Here is a 19,456-nt window from a genome sequence, read left to right on the forward strand (position 1 = left end):
CCCTGTCGGCGGGTTTGTCTTCGAGCTTTTGGCTTTCGCCTCCGGCCTTTCGACGTTCACTACGTTAGCCCATTCCCTCGGCAACTCATAATCGAGTCTCGCGGGATTCGAATTCGGGCGCGCGGACGCGCCAGAAACGACCCCGTCGAGGGGCTTGTGCTAGGTAGTGGTTTGGCCGCTCCGGCTGCAGGCGATCGCCGTACCCGGTTCAGCGGCTCGGGATACATTACGCACCTTCTGGGGCCGAGTCAACTTCGGCGGCGCCTGGGGACGTGGGCCCGATAGGGGCTCACCGTCGGGTCGTTGGCCACCCAGAAGCGCCACGGGTGGAGGTCGCCATTGCCGCCCTCGCCGGCGACTCCGGTACGCGGTCCGCTGCGCACCTGGTCAGCGGGGGCCGGGGTGCCCGTGAGCATCTTCAGTGGCGTCTCGTCCGAGGTGCACGCGTCCGTGCCGTCCAGGGCCCGGTCGACCTCCAGGGCGGTGGCCAGCCGGGCCGGGCCCTTGGCCAGTTCCTTGTCGTTCCGGGCCGAAAGCCGTCGCTTGCGGGCCAGCTCGGCGCCCTCCACCACTTCACCCGCGCGCAGCAGCACGGCGCTCGCCCGGCCCTCCGGACCGCAGACGAGGTTCATGCAGTGCCACATCCCGTAGGTGAAGTAGACGTACACGTGTCCGGGCGGACCGAACATCACGGCGTTGCGGGCGGTCCGGCCTCGGTAGGCGTGCGAGCCGGGGTCGTTCGGGCCGTCGTACGCCTCCACCTCTGTGAGGCGGAGTGCGATCGGGCCGTCGGGTGTCGCCCGGACCAGGATGCGCCCCAGGAGGTCCGGCGCGACCTCCAGGACCGGGCGGTCGAAGAAGGCGCGGGGCAATGGCGTACGGTCCGGGGGCGCGATCATGCCCTCCGAGGGTAGTGCAGAGGGAGCACGGCGCCGGCGGAACCGGCGGCGGGCGGATCGCGTTTGTACGGGGCGAGGGTCCATTCGTAAAGGGAGAGTCAATGGCGTTCAAGAAGCTGCTCGCGAGCCTCGGGGCCGGCGGGGCGTCGGTCGAGACGGTGCTGACCGAGGTCAACGTCGTCCCGGGTGGTGTCGTCCAGGGTGAGGTGCGGATCCAGGGCGGGTCCGTGAACCAGGCCATCGAGGGGCTGTCCGTCGGCCTGCAGGCCAAGGTCGAGGTGGAGAGCGGCGACCAGGAGTACAAGCAGGACATCGAGTTCACCAAGGTGCAGCTCGGCGGTGCCTTCGAGCTGCAGGCGGGTGCCGTGCACGCGGTGCCGTTCGGTCTGGAGATCCCCTGGGAGACCCCGGTCACCATGATCGACGGCCAGGCGCTGCGCGGGATGAACATCGGTGTGACGACCGAGCTGGCGATCGCGCGTGCCGTGGACTCCGGCGACCTGGACCCGATCAACGTGCACCCGCTGCCGGCGCAGAAGGCGATCCTGGACGCCTTCATCCAGCTGGGCTTCCGCTTCAAGAACGCGGACATGGAGCGCGGCCACATCCGGGGTACGCGGCAGAGGCTGCCGTTCTACCAGGAGATCGAGTTCTTCCCGCCGTCGCAGTACCGGGGTCTGAACCAGGTCGAGCTGAGCTTCGTGGCCGACGAGCACGCGATGGACGTCGTGCTGGAGATGGACAAGAAGCCCGGTCTGTTCAGCGAGGGCTCGGACACGTACCGCTCCTTCCAGGTGGGTCTGAACGACTGGCAGGGGACCGACTGGGCGGCGTACCTCAACCAGTGGCTGTCCGAGGTCGGTAGCAAGCGCAACTGGTTCTAGGCTCGGTAGCTGCTGGTTCCAGATCATCGATCAGGAGGTACCGAGGTGACCGAGCACAAGCGGCGGCCGCTCCCCCACGACTTCCACCCGCCCGTGCCGTCGTTCACGGTGACGAGTACGGACGTCGAGGAAGGCGCGACGCTCAAGGGCGACCAGGTCCACGCGGAGGGCAACACCTCGCCGCAGCTGCGGTGGGAGGGTTTCCCGGCGGAGACCAAGAGCTTTGCCGTGACGTGCTACGACCCCGACGCGCCGACCGGCAGCGGGTTCTGGCACTGGGTCCTGTTCGACATCCCGGCCTCGGTGACGGAGCTGCCGGCGGGTGCGGGCAGCGGGAAGTTCGAGGGGCTGCCGGCGGGTGCCGTGCACGTGCGGAACGACTACGGGACGAAGGACTTCGGCGGTGCCGCTCCGCCGCCCGGGGACGGCCCGCACCGGTACGTCTTCACGGTGTACGCCGTGGACCAGGAGAAGCTGGGGCCGGATGCGGACGTCTCGCCGGCCGTCGTCGGCTTCAACCTGCGGTTCCACGCGATCGCGCGCGCCCAGCTCATCGGTGAGTACGAGAACCCCGCGAAGGGCTGACCGCAGCGCCTCGATTCAGCCGAGCGTTCATTGAACGTTTGCCCGTCTCCGGTCTTGGAAGTGATCGGAGGCGGGCATTTTTTATTGCGTTGTCCATCTCGGCGCGCCCGTCCAGAGTTGATCCATGCCCGCCGGGGGGCGGGCAGGTGCGCACGGGAGGTGGGCTGGATGCGTGACACGCTGGTGCTGAACGCGAGCTTCGAGCCGCTGTCGACGGTGACTCTGAACCGAGCCGTCGTCCTGGTGCTCCAGGACAAGGCCGTGGTCGAGCAGTCCCATCCCGAACTGCGCATGCGCGGGGCCGATGTCGACATACCCGCGCCTCGTGTGATCAGGCTGTGCCGGTACGTGAGAGTGCCGTTCCGAAGACAAGCCCCGTGGTCGCGGAGGGGTGTGCTGGTCCGGGACCGGCACCGGTGCGCGTACTGCGGGCGGCGGGCGACGACCGTGGACCACGTGGTACCGCGGGCGCAGGGCGGGCAGGACACGTGGCTGAACACGGTGGCCGCGTGCGCGGAGGACAACCACCGCAAGGCGAACCGGACTCCGGCGGAGGCGGGGATGGCGCTGCTGCGGGAGCCGTTCGAGCCTACTCCGGCGGATGCGATGCTCCTGGCGCTGGGGCAGGAGGACTTCGCCGCGCTTCCCGAGTGGCTCGCCAGGGATGCGGCCTAGGCGCCTGCCGGGCTTTGCTCGTCGGCGGCTGCGGTTCGCCGCGGGCTGATCGCGCCGTTCCCCGCGCGCCTTGCAGGGGCGCGCGGGAGGAACCCGGTGTCCGTGAGGGGTCGTCAGTCGATGCTGGGCTTCTCGCGGCGCTCCTGGCCTGCGCCGCTGTCGCCGGATGAGCCGTTGCCCCGCGAACCTCCGCCCAGTGGGCCGAAGTTGCCCATCGCGCCGGACAGGCCCTTGAGGGCGTCGCCGATCTCGCTGGGGACGATCCAGAGCTTGTTGGCGTCTCCTTCGGCGATCTTCGGGAGCATCTGGAGGTACTGGTAGCTCAGGAGCTTCTGGTCCGGGTCGCCGGCGTGGATGGCCTCGAACACCGTACGGACCGCCTGGGCCTCACCCTCGGCGCGCAGGGCGGCTGCCTTGGCCTCACCTTCGGCGCGCAGGATCTGGGACTGCTTCTCGCCCTCGGCGGTGAGGATGGCGGCCTGGCGCGTACCTTCGGCGGTGAGGATGGCGGCGCGCTTGTCACGGTCGGCGCGCATCTGCTTCTCCATCGAGTCCTGGATGGAGGTGGGCGGCTCGATGGCCTTCAGTTCGACGCGGTTGACGCGGATCCCCCACTTGCCGGTGGCCTCGTCGAGGACGCCGCGCAGGGCCGCGTTGATCTCCTCGCGGGAGGTCAGGGTGCGTTCCAGGTCCATGCCACCGATGATGTTGCGCAGTGTGGTGACGGTGAGCTGCTCGATCGCCTGGATGTAGCTGGCGACCTCGTAGGTGGCGGCCCGGGCATCGGTGACCTGGTAGTAGATGACGGTGTCGATGTTCACGACCAGGTTGTCCTGGGTGATCACCGGCTGGGGCGGGAACGGTACGACCTGTTCGCGCAGGTCGATGCGGTTGCGGATGGTGTCGATGAACGGAACCACGATGTTGAGACCCGCGTTCAGGGTCCGCGTGTAGCGGCCGAAGCGCTCGACGATGGCGGCGCTCGCCTGTGGGATGACTTGGATCGTCTTGATCAGGGCGATGAAGACCAACACCACCAGAATGATCAGGACGATGATGACCGGTTCCATCGTCGTTCCCCGTACCCTTCTCCGCTTCGGCGCCTTCGGCAGATCTCATGACTGTTGAAGATCTTGCTGGTCGAGTCTGACAGACCGTCGCGCAACTCGTGAGTCGTTCTCGGTGAGTTGTCCTCAGATGACGACGGCGGTGGCTCCTTCGATCTCCACGACGTCCACCTCCTGGCCCACTTCGTAGGCGCGGCCGGTGTCGAGGGCGCGGGCCGACCAGACTTCTCCGGCGAGTTTGATCCGGCCGCCGGAGCCGTCGACCCGTTCCAGTACGACGGCCTGTCTGCCCTTCAAGGCCTCTACGCCGGTGGCGAGTCGGGGGCGCTGCCGGCTGTGCCGGGCCGCGATGGGCCGGACGACGGCGATGAGGGCGACGGAGACGACGACGAACGTGAGGACCTGGATGACGGCGCCGGGTCCGAGGGCGGAGACGACGGCCGCGGCGACGGCCCCCACCGCGAGCATGCCGAACTCCGGCATGGCCGTCACGACGAGCGGGATTCCGAGCGCCGCCGCGCCGACGAGCCACCACACCCATGCGTCGATGTCGTTCACATGGTCATGGTAGGACCGCGGCCGGGCGGCGGACAGAGCGCGAACGGGGGTGGAGCGGGCTCGGACGCGGGGTCAGGACAGCGGCAGTCCCTGGGCAGTCCAGCGCTCGCCGACCTGCTCCACGACGAGCGGGAGGCCGAAGCAGCGGGAGAGGTTGCGGGAGGTCAGTTCCAGCTCGATGGGGCCGGCGGCGAGGACCTTGCCCTGGCGGATCATGAGGACGTGGGTGAAGCCGGGGGCGATCTCCTCGACGTGGTGGGTCACCATGATCATGGAGGGCGCGATGGGGTCGCGCGCGAGCCTGCCGAGGCGGCGGACCAGGTCCTCGCGGCCGCCGAGGTCGAGGCCGGCGGCGGGCTCGTCCAGCAGGAGCAGCTCGGGGTCGGTCATCAGGGCGCGGGCGATCAGGGTGCGCTTGCGCTCGCCCTCGGAGAGGGTGCCGAACTTCCGCTCGAGGTAATCGCTCATGCCGAGGCGGTCGAGGAAGGCGCGGGCGCGCTGCTCGTCGACCTCGTCGTACTCCTCCTGCCAGTGCGCGGTCATGCCGTAGGCGGCGGTGAGCACGGTCTCGAGGACGGTCTGGCGCTTGGGGAGCTTGTCGGCCATGGCGATGCCGGCCATGCCGATGCGGGGGCGCAGGTCGAAGACGTCGACCTTGCCGAGGGTGTCGCCGAGGATGGTGGCGGTGCCCTTGCTGGGGAACAGGTAGCTGGAGGCGACGTTCAGGAGGGTGGTCTTGCCGGCGCCGTTGGGGCCCAGGATGACCCAGCGCTCGCCCTCCTTCACCGACCAGGAGACCTGGTCCACCAGAGCCCGGCCCTCGCGGACCACGGATACGTCCTCAAGCTCCAGAACGTCGCTCATGAGCGTGTTGTCTCCCCTTGCAGTGTGGCCGGTCTCGGCTGTCGCGTACGCCAGTGGCTCGGGTCCGCCGCGCCTGTGGGCGCCGCCCTTATGAAATCTACGCCACGAGTGCCCCGCTCCATTCCATCGGTCCGGTCCTTAGGGTGGGGGCATGCTCTCGGAACCGCGTTCAGGACGCCTCGCCGCTTGGGGAAATGCCCTTTTGGCCGGACTTATCTCGCCCGATGACGCCGTGCTCGCCGTCGTGGGCGAGGACGCCGTGCACCGGGTGGAGGGGCTGCCCGGTGAGTCCGCGCCGGTCGGGCTCACGCTCGCGCTGGGGCGGCTGCGCAGGCTGGGGGTGGCCGGGCTGCGGGTGGCGCTGCCCGCGCCGGGGCACCCGCTGGGGCTGAGCGGTCCGCCGGAGTTCAATGCGCGGGCGCTGGAGGCCGAGGAGGCCGTGGTCTGTCACGGTGCCGCGTTCGGGCTGGTGCCGGAGGTGTACGAGGCCGGGCCCGCGGGCGATGTGCATGCCGAGGTGGTGTGGCAGTTGCTGCCGGTGCGGGAGGCTCCGCCCGCGGACGTGCCGTCGCTCGGCGAGGCCGAGCGGGAACTGGCGGAGGCCCTCCGGGATGCGACCGAGGTGCTGTCGAAACTGGACGTCGCCGGGTCGGGTCCGGTGGCGGAGGCGGCGATCGACGCGTACCGGGCCCGGTCCGAGCGGGGCCGGGAGGTGCTGGCGCCGGGGTACCCGCCGCGGGCGGTGCGCGTGCTGGAGCTTGCGCAGCGGGTGGGTCTGCTGGTGTCGCTGGCGTACGACCGCGGGCACGGGGGTGCGGTCAGCTCCGCCGAGATGGCGGCGCGGTCCGAGGCGCTGCGGCCGGTGGAGCGGACGGCCCGGCGGGCGCAGGTGGCGGCGTACAACGCGTTCGTGGAGGAGCGGGAGCGGGGAGTCCGGTGAGCGTCGGCCGTCCCGCCCCGCCCCTGCCGTCGGCGTCATCGGGGGTGGCCGCCCCCGGTCCTGCACAGCGGCCCTGAGCGGGCCCGGTCCCCGGACGCCGGACGGGCTGTCCCTCGCCGGCCGGCGCCGGGGAAGAGGATCGCTGTGGGCCTCAGTGGTTGATGCCCAGGTTGCCGAAGGCCGGGTTCAGCGCGCCGATGACGTTCACGCTGTTGCCGACCGCGTTCACCGGGATGTGCACCGGGGCCTGGACGAGGTTGCCGGAGACGACACCCGGAGAGCCGTGGGCCTCGCCGGCGGCCTGGGCGCCGCCGTGGGCGGAGGCCATTCCCGCACCGGCGGCCACCAGACCGCCGGCCACCATCGTCACGGCCGCTGCCTTCTTCAGGTTCTTCACTTTCAACCCCTCCTAGGCGTTCACCGCGGCGGTTCGCCGCAGCACGCACTGGAGAACGGCGGAGATCACCGGAGGATGCGCCGTCCGGGTGACATTCCCACGACGGTATGAATCTCAGTCCGGAGCGGAACTTTCCGTGTTGCCGTGCGTGAGGCGTTGGTCAGGGCGTTTCAGCCGGTGACGCCATGGCGTACGGCCCACAGCGCGGCCTGGGTGCGGTCGGCGAGGTCGAGCTTCATGAGGATGTTGGAGACGTGCGTCTTGACGGTCTTCTCGGAGAGTACGAGGGCACGGGCTATCTCGCGGTTGGAGCGGCCGTCCGCGATCAGACCGAGCACCTCGCGCTCCCGGTCGGTGAGGGAGCTTCCTCTGCCCTGGCCCGTGTGGGCCTCCTCCTGGGACAGCAGGGCGTCGGCGACCTCCGGCTGGAGCAGGACGTGCCCCGCGTGCACGGATCGGATGGCGCCGGCGAGGGCGTCGGGGTCCACGTCCTTGTAGACGTACCCGGCGGCGCCCGCGCGCAGGGCCGGGACGACCGTGCGCTGCTCGGTGAAGCTGGTGACGATCAGCACGCGCGCGGGGTTGTCGAGTTCGCGCAGCCGGCGCAGGGCGTCGATGCCGTCCGTGCCCGGCATCTTGACGTCCATGAGGACGACGTCGGGCCGCAGTTCCTCGGCGCGGGCGACGCCCTCGGCGCCGTCCGCGGCCTCGCCGACGACCTCGATGTCGTCCTGTACCTCGAGGAAGGTGCGCAGGCCCCGGCGGACGACCTGGTGGTCGTCGACGAGGAGCACTCTGATCGGTTCACCCACCGGGGACCTCCATCTCGATCGTGGTGCCCTTGCCGGGCGCCGATTCCACGGTCAGCGTGCCGCCGACCACGCCGGCCCGGTCGCGCATCGAGACCAGGCCGAGGTGGCGCCCGGCACGGCGGACCGCCGTCGGGTCGAAGCCGCTGCCGTCGTCGGTGACACGCAGCACGGCGCCGCCGCCGCGCCGGCCCACGGTGACGTCGACGTGCTCGGCGCCGGAGTGGCGCAGGGCGTTGTGCAGGGCTTCCTGGGCGACCCTGAGCAGGGCCTCCTCCTGGGCGGCGGGCAGGGCGCGGAAGCCGTTGCCGATGAAGGTCACGCGCGCGGTGTGGGCGCGGTCGAGGACCTGGATCTGGGTGCGGAGGGTGGCGAGCAGGCCGTCCTCGTCCAGCGCGGCGGGCCGCAACTCCACCACTGCGGCACGCAGTTCGTCGACGGCCTCGGCGGCGAGCGCGGCGACCTGGTGCAGTTCGCCCTTGGCGCGGGCGGGGTCGCGGTCGACGAGCGCTGCCGCCGCCTGGGCGGTGAGGCGCAGCGAGAAGAGTTTCTGGCTGACCGCGTCGTGCAGCTCGTGGGCGAGCCGGGAGCGTTCCTCGGCGATGGTCAGTTCGCGGCTGCGTTCGTAGAGGCGGGCGTTGGTGAGGGCGATGGCGGCGTGCTGGGCGAGGATGGCGAGCAGTTCCTCGTCCTCCTCGGTGAAGCCGCAGCTCCCGTGGGACGCCGAGCACGGGGCCTGTGAGGGGTTTCCGCCCGGCGGGCGCAGCTTGTTCGCCAGGAACAGCGCGCCGATCACCTCGTCGCCGTCGCGGATGGGCAGGCCCAGGAAGTCGACCAGGTCGGGGTGGGCGGACGGCCAGCCCTCGAAACGGGGGTCCTTGCGCACGTCGGCGAGACGCTCGGCCTTCGCCTCGTGCAGCATCGCGGCGAGGATGCCGTGCTGGCGCGGGAGCGGGCCGATGGCACGCCACTGCTCCTCGCTGACGCCGTCCACGACGAACTGGGCGAAGCCGCCGTGGTCGTCGGGGACGCCGAGGGCGGCGTACTGCGCGTCGAGCAGCTCACGGGCGGAGGCGACGATCGTCTTGAGGACGTCGCGCACCTCCAGGTGCCTGCTCATGGCCAGCAGCGCGGAACTCACCGCGGCGAGGCCGGACCGGGGGCCTTGACTCATGTCCTCACGGTACCGGCGGGGTGTGACAGGGCGGATCGGACCGGTGGCGGCCGGACCCGGTCCGCTGGGCCTAGGGCCGCCGGAGTAGGCCCGGGGTCCGGTACGCGGGGCGTACGCCGAAGGGACCCGGCGGATTGCGGCCCGCGTCCGAGGCGGCCCGGGCGGTGCCGTTCCTACGTTGTGGTCACCGCCCGACGGGGGCGGTGACCGACGAGGGGACGGTGACCATGCCGGTAGCGATCATCACGGGGGCTTCGAAGGGGCTGGGGCGGGCGCTGGCCGAGGCGCTGGCCGGGCGCGGCTGGGATCTGGTGCTGGACGCCCGGGGTGCGGGCGCCCTGGAGGAGGCCGCGCAGGCCGTGGCGCGGCACGGCACGCGCGTGTCGGCGCTGCCGGGTGACGTCACGGACGGCGCGCACCGGGCCGGGCTGGTGGCCGCCGCGTGGCGGCTGGGCGGTGTCGATCTGGTCGTGAGCAATGCGAGCGCGCTGGGGGCCGAGCCCCTGGTGCGGCTGGCGGAGCAGCCGCTGGAGGGATTGCGGCGGGCGCTGGAGGTGAACGTGGTGGCGGCGCTGGGGCTGGTCCAGGAGGCGCTGCCGCTGTTGCAGGCGTCGCCGGCGGGCACGGTGATCGCGGTCACCTCGGACGCGGCGGCGGAGGCGTACGAGACCTGGGGCGGCTACGGCGCCTCGAAGGCGGCCCTCGACCGGCTCACCGCCGTGCTCGGTGTGGAGGAGCCGGGGCTGAGGGTGTGGGCGGTGGATCCCGGGGACATGGCGACGGACCTCTATACGGCGGCCGTACCGGACGACCGTGGTCCGCGTCCGGCGCCCGCGGGGGTCGTACCGGCCTTCCTGCGGCTGCTGGACGAGCGGCCGGCGAGCGGGCGGTACGCGGCGCCGTCGCTGGTGGCGGGGCGATGAGGACGGTCCCGCGGGTCCCCGGGGAGCTGTCCGCGCGGGTGCCGGCCGAGCAGCGCGGGCCGGGTCTGGGGCGGGACGCCGTACGGCTGCTGGTGTCGCGCGGGACGCAGGTGGCGCACCACGTGTTCCGGGAGCTGCCGGAACTGCTGCGGGCCGGGGACGTGCTGGTGGTGAACACCTCGCCGACGCTGGCCGCCGCGGTGGACGGGCGGGTCGGGCACGCGCACGTGGTGGTGCACTTCTCCACACGCGGGGACGACGGACGGTGGGCGGTCGAGCTGCGGGAACCGGACGGGCGCGGTACTACACGCGCGCGTGCGGGCTCGCCCGCGGGTACGGAGGTCTCCTTGCCGGGCGGGGGCCGGCTGAAGCTGGTCGAGCCGCTGAGCGCGCGGAGGGAGCGGCTGGAGCCGCCGGGCGCGGGGAGGGAGCGGGTGGAGCCGGCGGGGCCGCCGGGCGCGGGCGGGGAGCGGCTGTGGTGGGCGCGGGTGGTCGGGGCGGACGTGAGGGAGGTGCTGTGGGAGCACGGGCGGCCCATCCGTTACTCCTATACGGAGCGGGACCAGCCGCTGGCGGCGTACCAGACGGTGTTCGCGCTGCCGTCGCCGGACGGGGCGGGCAGTGCGGAGATGCCGAGTGCGGCCCGCCCCTTCACGGCACGGCTGGTGACGGAGCTGGTGAGCCGGGGGGTGCAGTTCGCGCCGGTGACGCTGCACACCGGGGTGTCGTCGGCGGAGGCGCACGAGCCGCCGTATCCGGAGCGGTTCGTGGTGCCCGAGGCGTCGGCGCGGCTGATCAACCAGGCGGGTGCGGGGGGCGGCCGGGTGATCGCGGTCGGGACGACCGCCGTGCGGGCCGTGGAGTCGGCGGTCGGGCCGGACGGGGTGGTGCGGGCGGCCTCGGGGTGGACGGATCTGGTGGTCACGCCGGAGCGGGGGGTGGGGGTCGTGGCCGGGCTGCTGACCGGACTGCACGAGCCGGAGGCCTCGCACCTGCTGATGCTGGAGGCGGTGGCCGGCTCGGCGGCGGTGGCCCGTGCGTACGAGGAGGCGCTGGACGGGCTCTATCTGTGGCACGAGTTCGGCGACGTCCATCTCATCCTCCCGGATGAGACCGCTCACGCAGAGCATTGCGACGGCAACGTGTCGTAAGTATGCCGGGTGTGCCGTGTGAGCCCGCGCATAGGGCCCACATCACGTACGAAAGGGCATAGGAGATAAACCACCCCTAGGTGAACGGGACAGACGGCCTAGTCTGTCCCGATTTGCCCTTCCCTGATCCACTATGCAGGGTCGTACGTCACACCTTTGCCTGGGCATTTTGCGCCAGCTAAGAATTGCTTCCGTCGCTCAGCGCCGCGGGTTCCAGACGCGGCGTTCGTGCGGGAGGAGCAGATTCCCCCGGCGGACGCAGGAGCGACCTCCGCGCTACACGAAGAGGTCCATCAGCCATGCCCAAGAACATCCTCAGCCGTGCTCATAGTCGGGTCCTGACCAAGCAGCACAAGATCGCTGTCGCCGGCGTCGCCGCCCTCGGCACCGCCGCCATCGCCCTCTCGGCCACCCCCAGCAGCGCCGAGACGGTCACCACCGGCGCCCCCGCCGCGAACACCCAGGTCGCCACCGGCCTCGCCCTGCAGAACGTCAAGGGCACGGTCACCGACCAGCTCGCCGCCGAGAACATCAAGCTCGACACCTTCGCGGCGCAGAAGAAGGCCGCCGACCAGGCCGTCGCCAAGAAGGCCGCCGACCAGGCCGCCGCGAAGAAGGCCGCGGAGGCCGCCGCGAAGAAGGCCGCCGCCGAGGCCGCCGCCAAGGCCGCCGCGAAGAAGGCCGCCCAGGAGCGCGCCGCCCAGCAGGCCGCCGCGACGCGCTCCGTGCAGCGCCCGCAGATGCAGCCGGTCGCCGCGAAGACCTACGCGAACAACCTGGACGGCTGGATCCGCCAGGCCCTGGACATCATGAAGTCCAAGGGCATCCCGGGCAGCTACAACGGCCTGCACAAGAACATCATGCGTGAGTCCTCCGGCAACCCCAACGCCATCAACAACTGGGACATCAACGCGATCAACGGCATCCCGTCCAAGGGCCTGCTGCAGGTCATCCCGCCGACCTTCCAGGCGTACCACGTCGCCGGAACCTCGTGGAACATCTACGACCCGGTCGCCAACATCACCGCCGCCGCCAACTACGCGGCCGACAAGTACGGCTCGATCGACAACGTGAACAGCGCGTACTGAGGCCTGGCGCGGGACCTCTGACAACGCGGAAGGGCGGCACCCCCGAGGGGTGCCGCCCTTCACGTCGTCCGGCCGCGGTTACTTCCGCATGACCTCCGGCTCGTGGCGGCGCAGGAAGCGGGACACGAAGAAGCCGCAGATCACACCGAGCGCGATCAGCGCGACCATGTCCAGGCCCCAGGCCGAGGCCTGGTGGTCCCACAGCGGGTCGGTGCTGCCCGGGTCGTCGGTGTTCGGGGCGATGTTGTTGAAGTCGAGCGTGGCGCCGGCCGCGGCCACCGCCCAGCGCGACGGCATCAGGTACGAGAACTCGTTCACACCGAGCGTGCCGTGCAGGGTGAAGAGGCAGCCGGTGAAGACGACCTGGATGATCGCGAACATCACCAGCAGCGGCATGGTCTTCTCGGCGGTCTTCACCAGCGAGGAGATCACCAGGCCGACCATCATCGAGGTGAAGCCCAGCGCCATGATCGGCACGCACAGCTCGACCAGCGTCGAGCCGCCGAGGACGAGCCCCTCCTGCGGGATCTCCCGGCTGGAGAAACCGATCACGCCGACCATCAGGCCCTGCAGCACCGTGATGGCGCCGAGCACGACCACCTTCGACATCAGGTACGCCGACCGGGACAGGCCGGTCGCGCGCTCCCGCTCGTAGATCACCCGTTCCTTGATCAGCTCACGGACCGAGTTCGCGGCACCCGCGAAGCACGCGCCGACGGCGAGGATCAGCAGGACGGTGGTCGCCGTGCCGTTGGGCACGTGCAGTCCGGTCTTCGGGTTGACCGCCTCGTTGACCAGCAGCCCCTTGTTGCTGTCGATCAGCAGGCTGACCGCGCCGAGGACCGCGGGCAGGATCACCGTCAGCGCCAGGAAGCCCTTGTCGGAGGCGATGACCGACACGTAGCGCCGCATCAGGGTCATCAGCTGCGAGACCCAGCTCTGCGGCTTGGGCGGCTTCATCGCCTGCGGCGGAGGCATGGGTACGGACTGCGGGGCGATCGCGTCGATGTCCGCGGCGTACATCTGGTAGTGCTGCGAGCCCTTCCAGCGGCCCGCCCAGTCGTAGTCGCGGTAGTTCTCGAAGGCGGAGAAGACGTCGGCCCAGCTGTCGTAGCCGAAGAAGTTCAGCGCCTCCTCCGGCGGGCCGAAGTAGGCCACCGAACCGCCGGGCGCCATCACCAGGAGCTTGTCGCAGATCGCCAGCTCGGCCACGGAGTGGGTGACCACGAGGACCGTGCGGCCGTCGTCGGCGAGGCCGCGCAGCAGCTGCATGACGTCGCGGTCCATACCCGGGTCCAGGCCGGAGGTCGGCTCGTCCAGGAAGATCAGCGACGGCTTGGTGAGCAGTTCCAGGGCCACCGACACGCGCTTGCGCTGGCCACCGGAGAGGGACGTGACCTTCTTGTCCTTGTGGATGTCGAGCTTCAGTTCGCGCAGCACCTCGTCGATGCGGGCGTCGCGCTCCTGCGCGGTGGTGTCGGCCGGGAAGCGCAGCTTGGCCGCGTACTTCAGGGCCTTCTTGACGCTCAGCTCCTTGTGCAGGATGTCGTCCTGCGGGACCAGACCGATGCGCTGGCGCAGCTCGGCGAACTGCTTGTACAGGTTCCGGTTGTCGTAGAGGACCTCGCCCTGGTTGGCGGGCCGGTAGCCGGTGAGCGCCTTGAGCAGGGTCGACTTGCCGGAGCCGGACGGTCCGATGACCGCGATCAGCGACTTCTCCGGGACGCCGAAGGACACGTCCTTCAGGATCTGCTTGCCGCCGTCCACCGTGACGGTGAGGTGGCGGGCGGAGAAGGAGACCTCACCGGTGTCGACGAACTCCTCGAGGCGGTCGCCGACGATCCGGAAGGTGGAGTGGCCGACGCCGACGATGTCGCTCGGGCCGAGCAGCGCGGAGCCGCCCTTGGCGATGGGCTGACCGTTGACGTAGGTGCCGTTGTGCGAGCCGAGGTCGCGGATCTCGAAGCGGCCGTCGGGCGTGGCGTGGAACTCGGCGTGGTTCCGGGAGACCTGCAGGTCGGAGACGACCAGGTCGTTCTCCAGGGCGCGGCCGATGCGCATCACGCGGCCGAGCGCGAACTGGTGGAACGTGGTCGGGCTGCGGTCGCCGTAGACCGGCGGCGCCCCCGCGGCACCACCGGGGGTCTTCTGCACGTACTGGTCGGCCGGGCCGCCCTGCTGCTGCGGGAACCCGGGCGTCTGCTGCCAGCCGGGCTGCGGGGGCTGCTGCTGGGCCGGTGCCTGGTGCGGCACGCCCTGGTGCGGCGCCGCCTGCTGCGGGGCCGCCTGCTGCGGGGCCGCCTGCTGCTGGGCCCAGCCGGGCGCGCCTGCGCCCTGGGCCGCGTACGGCGCCGCCGCCTGCTGCCCGCCCGGACTGCCGACCGGCGCCGCGGCCGCGGACAGGTTCAGCCGCGGCCCGTCGGTCGCGTTGCCGAGGTGCAGCGCCGAACCGGGGCCGATCTCCATGTGCTGGATCCGTTGCCCCTGCACGAACGTGCCGTTGGTGCTGCCGTGGTCCTCGATGGCCCAACTACGGCCGTTGAAACTGACCGTGGCGTGCCGCCAGGAGACCCTGGCGTCGTCGAAGACGATGTCACCCTGCGGATCGCGGCCGAGGGTGTAGGGCCTGGACGGGTCTAGCGTCCAGGTCCGTCCGTTTGATTCCAGTACGAGTTCCGGCACTCCATGCCCCACTGAGTTGTCCCCCGAGTTACCCCCATCACAGGGAGTCTAGGGATGTCGAACATCGTGGGGAACTATTTCAGGCTTGGCCCTCTGACTGAAACCCGGGCCTTGCCAAGCGCTCCTGTGCGCGCTTCAACTCGCCCCGTTGACGGGGTTGAAACCGGGCCGGAGAGTGGTAATCCCCGCGAGGGGGACAAGCGCGGCCAACAGCGCCGCTGCGTGGATCGGGGGGTCTGCGATGAGTGCTGTCCCGGGCGTCGAGACCACGCGGCACCGTGCGCCGGTGCCCTGGGCGGATGTCCTGCTTTCCGCGATCGCCGCCGTGAGCTGGGCGTTGATCGGCATGGCGGGCACCGCCGCGCTCGGTCTGCATCTGCTGCAGGCGGACTCGGCGGGCTCACTCGGCCCCATGACGGCGGCCGTTGTGGCGCTCGGGGCGGGTGGTTCGGTCTCGCCCTCGGGCGATGTGTCCGCGTTCGGACTGAAAGGCGCGGAGGCGCATACCGCCGTCGAGATCACGCCACTCGGGGTCGGTCTGGTCGGTGCGCTGCTGCTGTCGTGGTTCTTCCTACGGTCCCTGCGCGGGGCCGGAGTTGTGATCGCACCGGCCGAACTCCTGGCGCGCGCGGGCGCGGTGGTCGTGCTCTTCGTGACGCTGCTCGGTGGTCTCGCCTGGGCGGGTCACGATGTCATCACCATCGACGGCGGTTCCCTGGGCCTGGACGATCTGCCCGGCGGGGGCGGCAAGGAGGGCGGTGGGCTGAGCGTTCCCGGTCTCGGCGACGTGAGCGGCCTGCTGCCGGACCGGATCGGCGACCTGATCGACGCCAAGGCGGCCGTCGGGTTCACCGTGGACACCTCGGCCACGCTGCTCGGCGGCCTCGGCTGGTGTGCCGGTGTCCTGCTGATCGCGCTGCTCGCCGGCCGCCGCGCTCCGCTGCCGCCCGGCTGGGACGCCCTGCACCGGGTGGTCCGCCCGGCGGTCTCGGCCCTCGTCACCGTCCTGCTGGTGGCCGTGGCGGCGGGGCTCGCGGCGGCGGCGTACGCGGCGATCGGCGACGACCATCCGCGGCGGGTCGTCGGCGCGGCCCTGCTGGGCGCGCCCAACGGGGTCTGGCTCGGCGTGCCCCTCGGTCTGTTCGTCCCCTGGGACGGCGAGGCGACCGGTGCCCTGCGTGCGGTGCTTCCCCATCCCCTGGACCAGTTCCTCGGTTCCGGGTCCGGCCGGCCCGTCACGGTGGGCCGGCTGGCCGGGCTGGACGGCCGGGTGTGGCTGCTGGCGCTGGCGGCGGCACTGATGATCCTGCTGGCCGGGGTGCTGACGGCGGTCCGCACGCCGGTCGCGCGGCCGGCCGACGGTGCCCTGCGCCTCGCCGGCCGGTGCGCGGTGCGGCTGGGCGTGACGACCGCGCTCGCCCTCCCCCTGCTCGCCCTGCTGACGGACGTCTCGGTGGACGCCTCCTTGTCCGTCCTCGGCTTCGACGCCTTCGGCGCGGCTCTCGCGCTGCACGGCCACCTCGCCATGGCCCTGCTGCTCGGCGCGGCATGGGGGGCGGGCGCGGGGGCTACGGGAGCGCTGCTCGCCCGGGCGACCGGGGCGGCGGGCTCGCGGGCGGTGCGGACGGCGGCGCTGGGGGTCCGGGCCGACGCCCGGGCCGCGGGCGGGGGCGGTGACGGCGGGGGGGCCCGGTACGGGAGCGGTGACGGCGGGGGCTCCCGGTACGGGGGCGGTGACGCCGGGGGGTCCCGGTACGGGGGCGGGGCCGGCCCCTATGTGCCGAGCGCGCCGTACCGGCCGCCCGACCCCGACACCAATCCGTATCTGCGGCTGCCGGAGGAGCCGCGGGACGTGTGGCCGCCGGCCGCCGGGCAGGAGGTCCACGGCGCCCCGACCATCGCCGGGCCCCTGGGGCCTCCCCCGCCACCCCGGGAACGTCCCGGTACCCGCCCGGAGGCGCGCCCGCCGGGGAGGCCGGACGACGGACCACCACCCCCGCCACCCCCACCCGGAACACCGAAACGGCGGGGGTGAGACGAGCGGGACGCGGGCCGGGGGGACGCGGGGTGGGTGTGGCCAGGCGCGGGTGAGTGTGGCCGGGCGGTACGGGGAGGGGCTGGGTGCGGGACGAGGAGGCCTCAGCACGGCACGAGCAGGGGCCGGGCGAGCAGGCCTCGGCGCGGCGCGAGGAGGGGCCGGGCGAGCAGGCCTCGGCGCGGCGCGAGGAGGGGCTGGGCGCGGCCCAGATGGGCCCCGGGCCGGCCGGGGACGGGCTCGGGCACGCGGGCCGGCGCGGGGCGTCGGGGGCCCGTGGGCAGGGCCGTAGGGATCGCCGGGCGGGGTCTGCCGTGGGACGCTCGGGAGGGAGCCGGGGTGGCGCCGTACCCGCGCGGCAGGGTCGTCCCCCGGCGGCAAGATCCCCGACACCGGCCCGACACCCACTGTTCCGTGTCCGTCAGGCGGACCTCTGCGGCGGGCGGCACTGGGTGCCGGTTACGGTGGTGGCACCATGAGCGCTTCGCAGACCTCCGAGGTCCCCACTCTCCTCGTCAAGATCTTCGGCAAGGACAGGCCGGGCATCACGGCCGGCCTCTTCGACACCCTTGCCGCGTACCTGGTCGACGTGGTCGACATCGAGCAGGTCGTCACCCGGGGCCGCCTGGTGCTGTGCGTGCTGGTCACCCAGCCGCCGGCCGGCCTCGAGGGCGACCTGCGCGCGACCGTGCACAGCTGGGCCGAGTCGATGAAGATGCAGGCGGAGATCATCTCGGGGCACGGCGACAACCGTCCGCGGGGTCACGGGCGGTCCCTGGTGACCGTGCTCGGACACCCGCTCACCGCCGAGTCGACGGCCGCCATCGCCGACCGGATCGCGAAGGCCGGCGGCAACATCGACCGTATCTTCCGGCTGGCCAAGTACCCGGTGACCGCGGTGGAGTTCGCGGTGTCCGGTGTGGAGACCGAGCCGCTGCGCACGGCCCTGGCCTCCGACGCGGCGGCACTCGGTGTCGACGTCGCGGTCGTTTCGGCAGGCCTGCACCGGCGAGCCCAGCGGCTCGTGGTCATGGACGTGGACTCGACCCTGATCCAGGACGAGGTCATCGAGCTGTTCGCGGCGCACGCCGGCTGCGAGGACAAGGTCGCCGAGGTGACGGCGGCGGCGATGCGCGGCGAGCTGGACTTCGAGCAGTCGCTGCACGCGCGTGTGGCGCTGCTCGAGGGACTGGACGCCTCGGTGGTGGAGAAGGTGCGCCAGGAGGTCCGGCTGACCCCGGGCGCACGCACCCTGATCCGCACCCTGAAGCGGCTCGGCTACCAAGTGGGCGTCGTCTCCGGTGGCTTCACCCAGGTGACGGACGACCTGAAGGAACGGCTGGGGCTGGACTTCGCGCAGGCCAACACCCTCGAGATCGTCGACGGGAAGCTGACCGGGCGGGTCACCGGCGAGATCGTGGACCGGGCGGGCAAGGCGCGGCTGCTGCGCCGGTTCGCCGCGGAGGCCGGGGTGCCGCTGTCACAGACCGTGGCGATCGGCGACGGTGCGAACGACCTGGACATGCTGAACGCGGCGGGTCTGGGCGTGGCCTTCAACGCCAAGCCCGTGGTCCGGGAGGCGGCGCACACGGCGGTGAACTTCCCCTTCCTCGACACGGTCCTGTACCTCCTCGGCGTCACCCGTGAAGAGGTCGAGGCGGCCGACACCCACGACGAGGGCTGACCCGGCCCCGGCACGCGTCCCTCGCCCGACGGCCCGGCGCCCTGTGCGGTGCCGGGCCGTTCGGCGGCCGTTCGGCGCGCTGTGTCAGCCGCGGGTCACTCGGAGGGTGCCCAGTAGTCCGTGAGGGTGGCGACCGCCGGCTCGAGGCCCTTCCAGGGGCCGTCGTAGGTCAGCACGGCGTAACCGGCGGCGGGGAAGCCACGGCGGTTCATCCGCTCACGGGCGTCGGCCTCGGCGGAGCCGGCCAGGATGTCGGCCAGGCCGTGCACGCCCGGGTTGTGGCCGATCAGGATGACGTTTCGCGCGTCGTCCGGAAGCTCGTTCAGCACGGCGATCAGCTCGCCGGGCGAGGCCTCGTAGACCCGCTCCTCGTAGATGGTTTTCGGCCGGTGCGACAGCTCGTGGACGGCGAGCTTCCAGGTCTCGCGGGTCCGGGTCGCCGTGGAGCACAGGGCCAGGTCGAAGGGGATGCCGGTGTCGGCCAGCCTGCGTCCGGCGACTGCGGCGTCCTTGCGGCCCCGCTCGGCGAGCGGGCGCTCATGATCGGAGACCTGGGGCCAGTCGGCTTTCGCATGCCGGAAGAGGACGATCCTGCGGGGTTCTGCGACGCTCATGGGACCCAGCTTCGCATGAAACAGACCACCCGGCGCAGGGAGTTGACATGCGGATTCACCGCGCGAGGGGGCTCCCCGTCAGCGCGCGAGGAGCTGCTGGGCGCGCTCCACGAGGTGCGCGATCGCCGGGCCGTCGCCCGCCGCGTGGGCGTCCGACGGGTTGAGTATCAGTGCGAGCAGCGAGATGAACGCGAGGGCGGGCAGCGCGAGCGCCCACCAGGGAAGCCGCATGTCGACGCCGCCCGTGGTCGCCGGGTGGGGCCGGGAGTGGGTGCAGGCCGGCATGGTCGCCTCCGTGGGTCTTCGAGCGGGTCCCGGACCGCCTGGTGCGGTCACATCTCGAAGCTACGGAATCCGGGGCGGCCAACCCATCCGGAGATCCACCCACTTGACCCTGACCCTGACCCCCTAGGGGATGGTGGGGCCA

The 19,456-nt window shown here is 71.8% G+C and carries 19 protein-coding genes; 9 read left to right on the top strand and 10 right to left on the bottom strand.

Going from position 1 to position 19,456, the window contains the following annotated elements; genetic code table 11:
• Positions 1 to 248: 248 nt before the first annotated feature.
• A complete protein-coding gene (locus JK359_RS30900; protein ID WP_201842607.1) occupies positions 249 to 899 on the bottom strand; it encodes a DNA-3-methyladenine glycosylase in 651 nt (216 codons plus the stop codon).
• 101 nt (positions 900 to 1,000) lie between these two features.
• On the opposite strand from JK359_RS30900, the gene JK359_RS30905 reads away from it, so the two are divergent.
• The 3 genes from JK359_RS30905 to JK359_RS30915 all read left to right on the top strand — a co-directional run bounded on the left by JK359_RS30905 (position 1,001) and on the right by JK359_RS30915 (position 3,043).
• The gene (locus JK359_RS30905; protein WP_201842609.1) at positions 1,001 to 1,783 is read left to right on the top strand and encodes a sporulation protein; all 783 of its coding nucleotides are present in this window, start codon (positions 1,001 to 1,003) and stop codon (positions 1,781 to 1,783) included.
• A gap of 45 nt (positions 1,784 to 1,828) precedes the next feature.
• Entirely contained in the window at positions 1,829 to 2,368 is a 540-nt protein-coding gene (locus tag JK359_RS30910; RefSeq protein WP_201842611.1) for a YbhB/YbcL family Raf kinase inhibitor-like protein, read from the top strand.
• Between the two features lie 168 nt (positions 2,369 to 2,536).
• Positions 2,537 to 3,043, top strand: coding sequence for an HNH endonuclease (locus JK359_RS30915; protein ID WP_201842613.1), 507 nt, complete (start codon positions 2,537 to 2,539; stop codon positions 3,041 to 3,043).
• 113 nt (positions 3,044 to 3,156) lie between these two features.
• Here JK359_RS30915 and JK359_RS30920 read toward each other — a convergent pair whose 3' ends face one another.
• The 3 genes from JK359_RS30920 to JK359_RS30930 form a co-directional block, all read right to left on the bottom strand.
• A complete protein-coding gene (locus JK359_RS30920) occupies positions 3,157 to 4,113 on the bottom strand; it encodes an SPFH domain-containing protein (RefSeq protein ID WP_201842615.1) in 957 nt (318 codons plus the stop codon).
• 123 nt (positions 4,114 to 4,236) lie between these two features.
• Positions 4,237 to 4,668 carry an NfeD family protein gene (locus tag JK359_RS30925; RefSeq protein ID WP_201842617.1) on the bottom strand — a complete coding sequence of 144 codons (432 nt, stop codon included), beginning with the start codon at positions 4,666 to 4,668 and terminating at the stop codon, positions 4,237 to 4,239.
• 72 nt (positions 4,669 to 4,740) lie between these two features.
• Positions 4,741 to 5,532 carry an ABC transporter ATP-binding protein gene (locus tag JK359_RS30930; RefSeq protein WP_201842619.1) on the bottom strand — a complete coding sequence of 264 codons (792 nt, stop codon included), beginning with the start codon at positions 5,530 to 5,532 and terminating at the stop codon, positions 4,741 to 4,743.
• A gap of 151 nt (positions 5,533 to 5,683) precedes the next feature.
• Here JK359_RS30930 and JK359_RS30935 point away from each other — a divergent pair, with 151 nt between their 5' ends.
• A complete protein-coding gene (locus JK359_RS30935; protein ID WP_201842621.1) occupies positions 5,684 to 6,472 on the top strand; it encodes an Rv1486c family protein in 789 nt (262 codons plus the stop codon).
• A 151-nt stretch (positions 6,473 to 6,623) separates the two neighbouring features.
• Here the strand turns inward: JK359_RS30935 and chpE are convergent, their stop codons facing one another.
• The 3 genes from chpE to JK359_RS30950 all read right to left on the bottom strand — a co-directional run bounded on the left by chpE (position 6,624) and on the right by JK359_RS30950 (position 8,852).
• A complete protein-coding gene (chpE, locus tag JK359_RS30940) occupies positions 6,624 to 6,869 on the bottom strand; it encodes a chaplin ChpE (protein WP_201842623.1) in 246 nt (81 codons plus the stop codon).
• Positions 6,870 to 7,039: 170 nt separating this feature from the next.
• Positions 7,040 to 7,681 carry a response regulator gene (locus tag JK359_RS30945; protein ID WP_201842624.1) on the bottom strand — a complete coding sequence of 214 codons (642 nt, stop codon included), beginning with the start codon at positions 7,679 to 7,681 and terminating at the stop codon, positions 7,040 to 7,042.
• Positions 7,674 to 8,852 carry a GAF domain-containing sensor histidine kinase gene (locus tag JK359_RS30950; protein WP_201842626.1) on the bottom strand — a complete coding sequence of 393 codons (1,179 nt, stop codon included), beginning with the start codon at positions 8,850 to 8,852 and terminating at the stop codon, positions 7,674 to 7,676. Before JK359_RS30950 ends, JK359_RS30945 begins: the two co-directional genes overlap by 8 nt.
• A gap of 227 nt (positions 8,853 to 9,079) precedes the next feature.
• On the opposite strand from JK359_RS30950, the gene JK359_RS30955 reads away from it, so the two are divergent.
• The 3 genes from JK359_RS30955 (at position 9,080) to JK359_RS30965 (ending at position 12,014) form a co-directional block, all read left to right on the top strand.
• A complete protein-coding gene (locus JK359_RS30955; RefSeq protein ID WP_201842628.1) occupies positions 9,080 to 9,775 on the top strand; it encodes an SDR family NAD(P)-dependent oxidoreductase in 696 nt (231 codons plus the stop codon).
• Positions 9,772 to 10,926: an S-adenosylmethionine:tRNA ribosyltransferase-isomerase gene (locus JK359_RS30960; protein WP_201842631.1), complete on the top strand. Its 1,155-nt coding sequence runs from the start codon at positions 9,772 to 9,774 to the stop codon at positions 10,924 to 10,926. Before JK359_RS30955 ends, JK359_RS30960 begins: the two co-directional genes overlap by 4 nt.
• Before the next feature lie 299 nt (positions 10,927 to 11,225).
• A complete protein-coding gene (locus tag JK359_RS30965) occupies positions 11,226 to 12,014 on the top strand; it encodes a transglycosylase SLT domain-containing protein (protein ID WP_201842633.1) in 789 nt (262 codons plus the stop codon).
• A 78-nt stretch (positions 12,015 to 12,092) separates the two neighbouring features.
• On the opposite strand, the gene JK359_RS30970 is transcribed toward JK359_RS30965, so the two are convergent.
• The gene (locus JK359_RS30970) at positions 12,093 to 14,696 is read right to left on the bottom strand and encodes an ABC transporter ATP-binding protein/permease (RefSeq protein WP_201842925.1); all 2,604 of its coding nucleotides are present in this window, start codon (positions 14,694 to 14,696) and stop codon (positions 12,093 to 12,095) included.
• A 241-nt stretch (positions 14,697 to 14,937) separates the two neighbouring features.
• Here JK359_RS30970 and JK359_RS30975 point away from each other — a divergent pair, with 241 nt between their 5' ends.
• Positions 14,938 to 16,731, top strand: coding sequence for a streptophobe family protein (locus JK359_RS30975; protein WP_201842635.1), 1,794 nt, complete (start codon positions 14,938 to 14,940; stop codon positions 16,729 to 16,731).
• Between the two features lie 475 nt (positions 16,732 to 17,206).
• Positions 17,207 to 18,415 (top strand): phosphoserine phosphatase SerB, encoded by a 1,209-nt coding sequence (serB, locus tag JK359_RS30980; RefSeq protein ID WP_201842637.1) that lies wholly within the window; start codon positions 17,207 to 17,209, stop codon positions 18,413 to 18,415.
• A gap of 95 nt (positions 18,416 to 18,510) precedes the next feature.
• Here serB and JK359_RS30985 read toward each other — a convergent pair whose 3' ends face one another.
• The gene (locus JK359_RS30985) at positions 18,511 to 19,029 is read right to left on the bottom strand and encodes a SixA phosphatase family protein (protein ID WP_201842638.1); all 519 of its coding nucleotides are present in this window, start codon (positions 19,027 to 19,029) and stop codon (positions 18,511 to 18,513) included.
• Positions 19,030 to 19,107: 78 nt separating this feature from the next.
• Positions 19,108 to 19,314 (bottom strand): hypothetical protein, encoded by a 207-nt coding sequence (locus JK359_RS30990; protein WP_201842640.1) that lies wholly within the window; start codon positions 19,312 to 19,314, stop codon positions 19,108 to 19,110.
• Positions 19,315 to 19,456 lie beyond the last annotated feature (142 nt).

This window comes from Streptomyces actinomycinicus (assembly GCF_016741775.1).
Taxonomy (GTDB): Bacteria; Actinomycetota; Actinomycetes; order Streptomycetales; family Streptomycetaceae; genus Streptomyces; species Streptomyces actinomycinicus.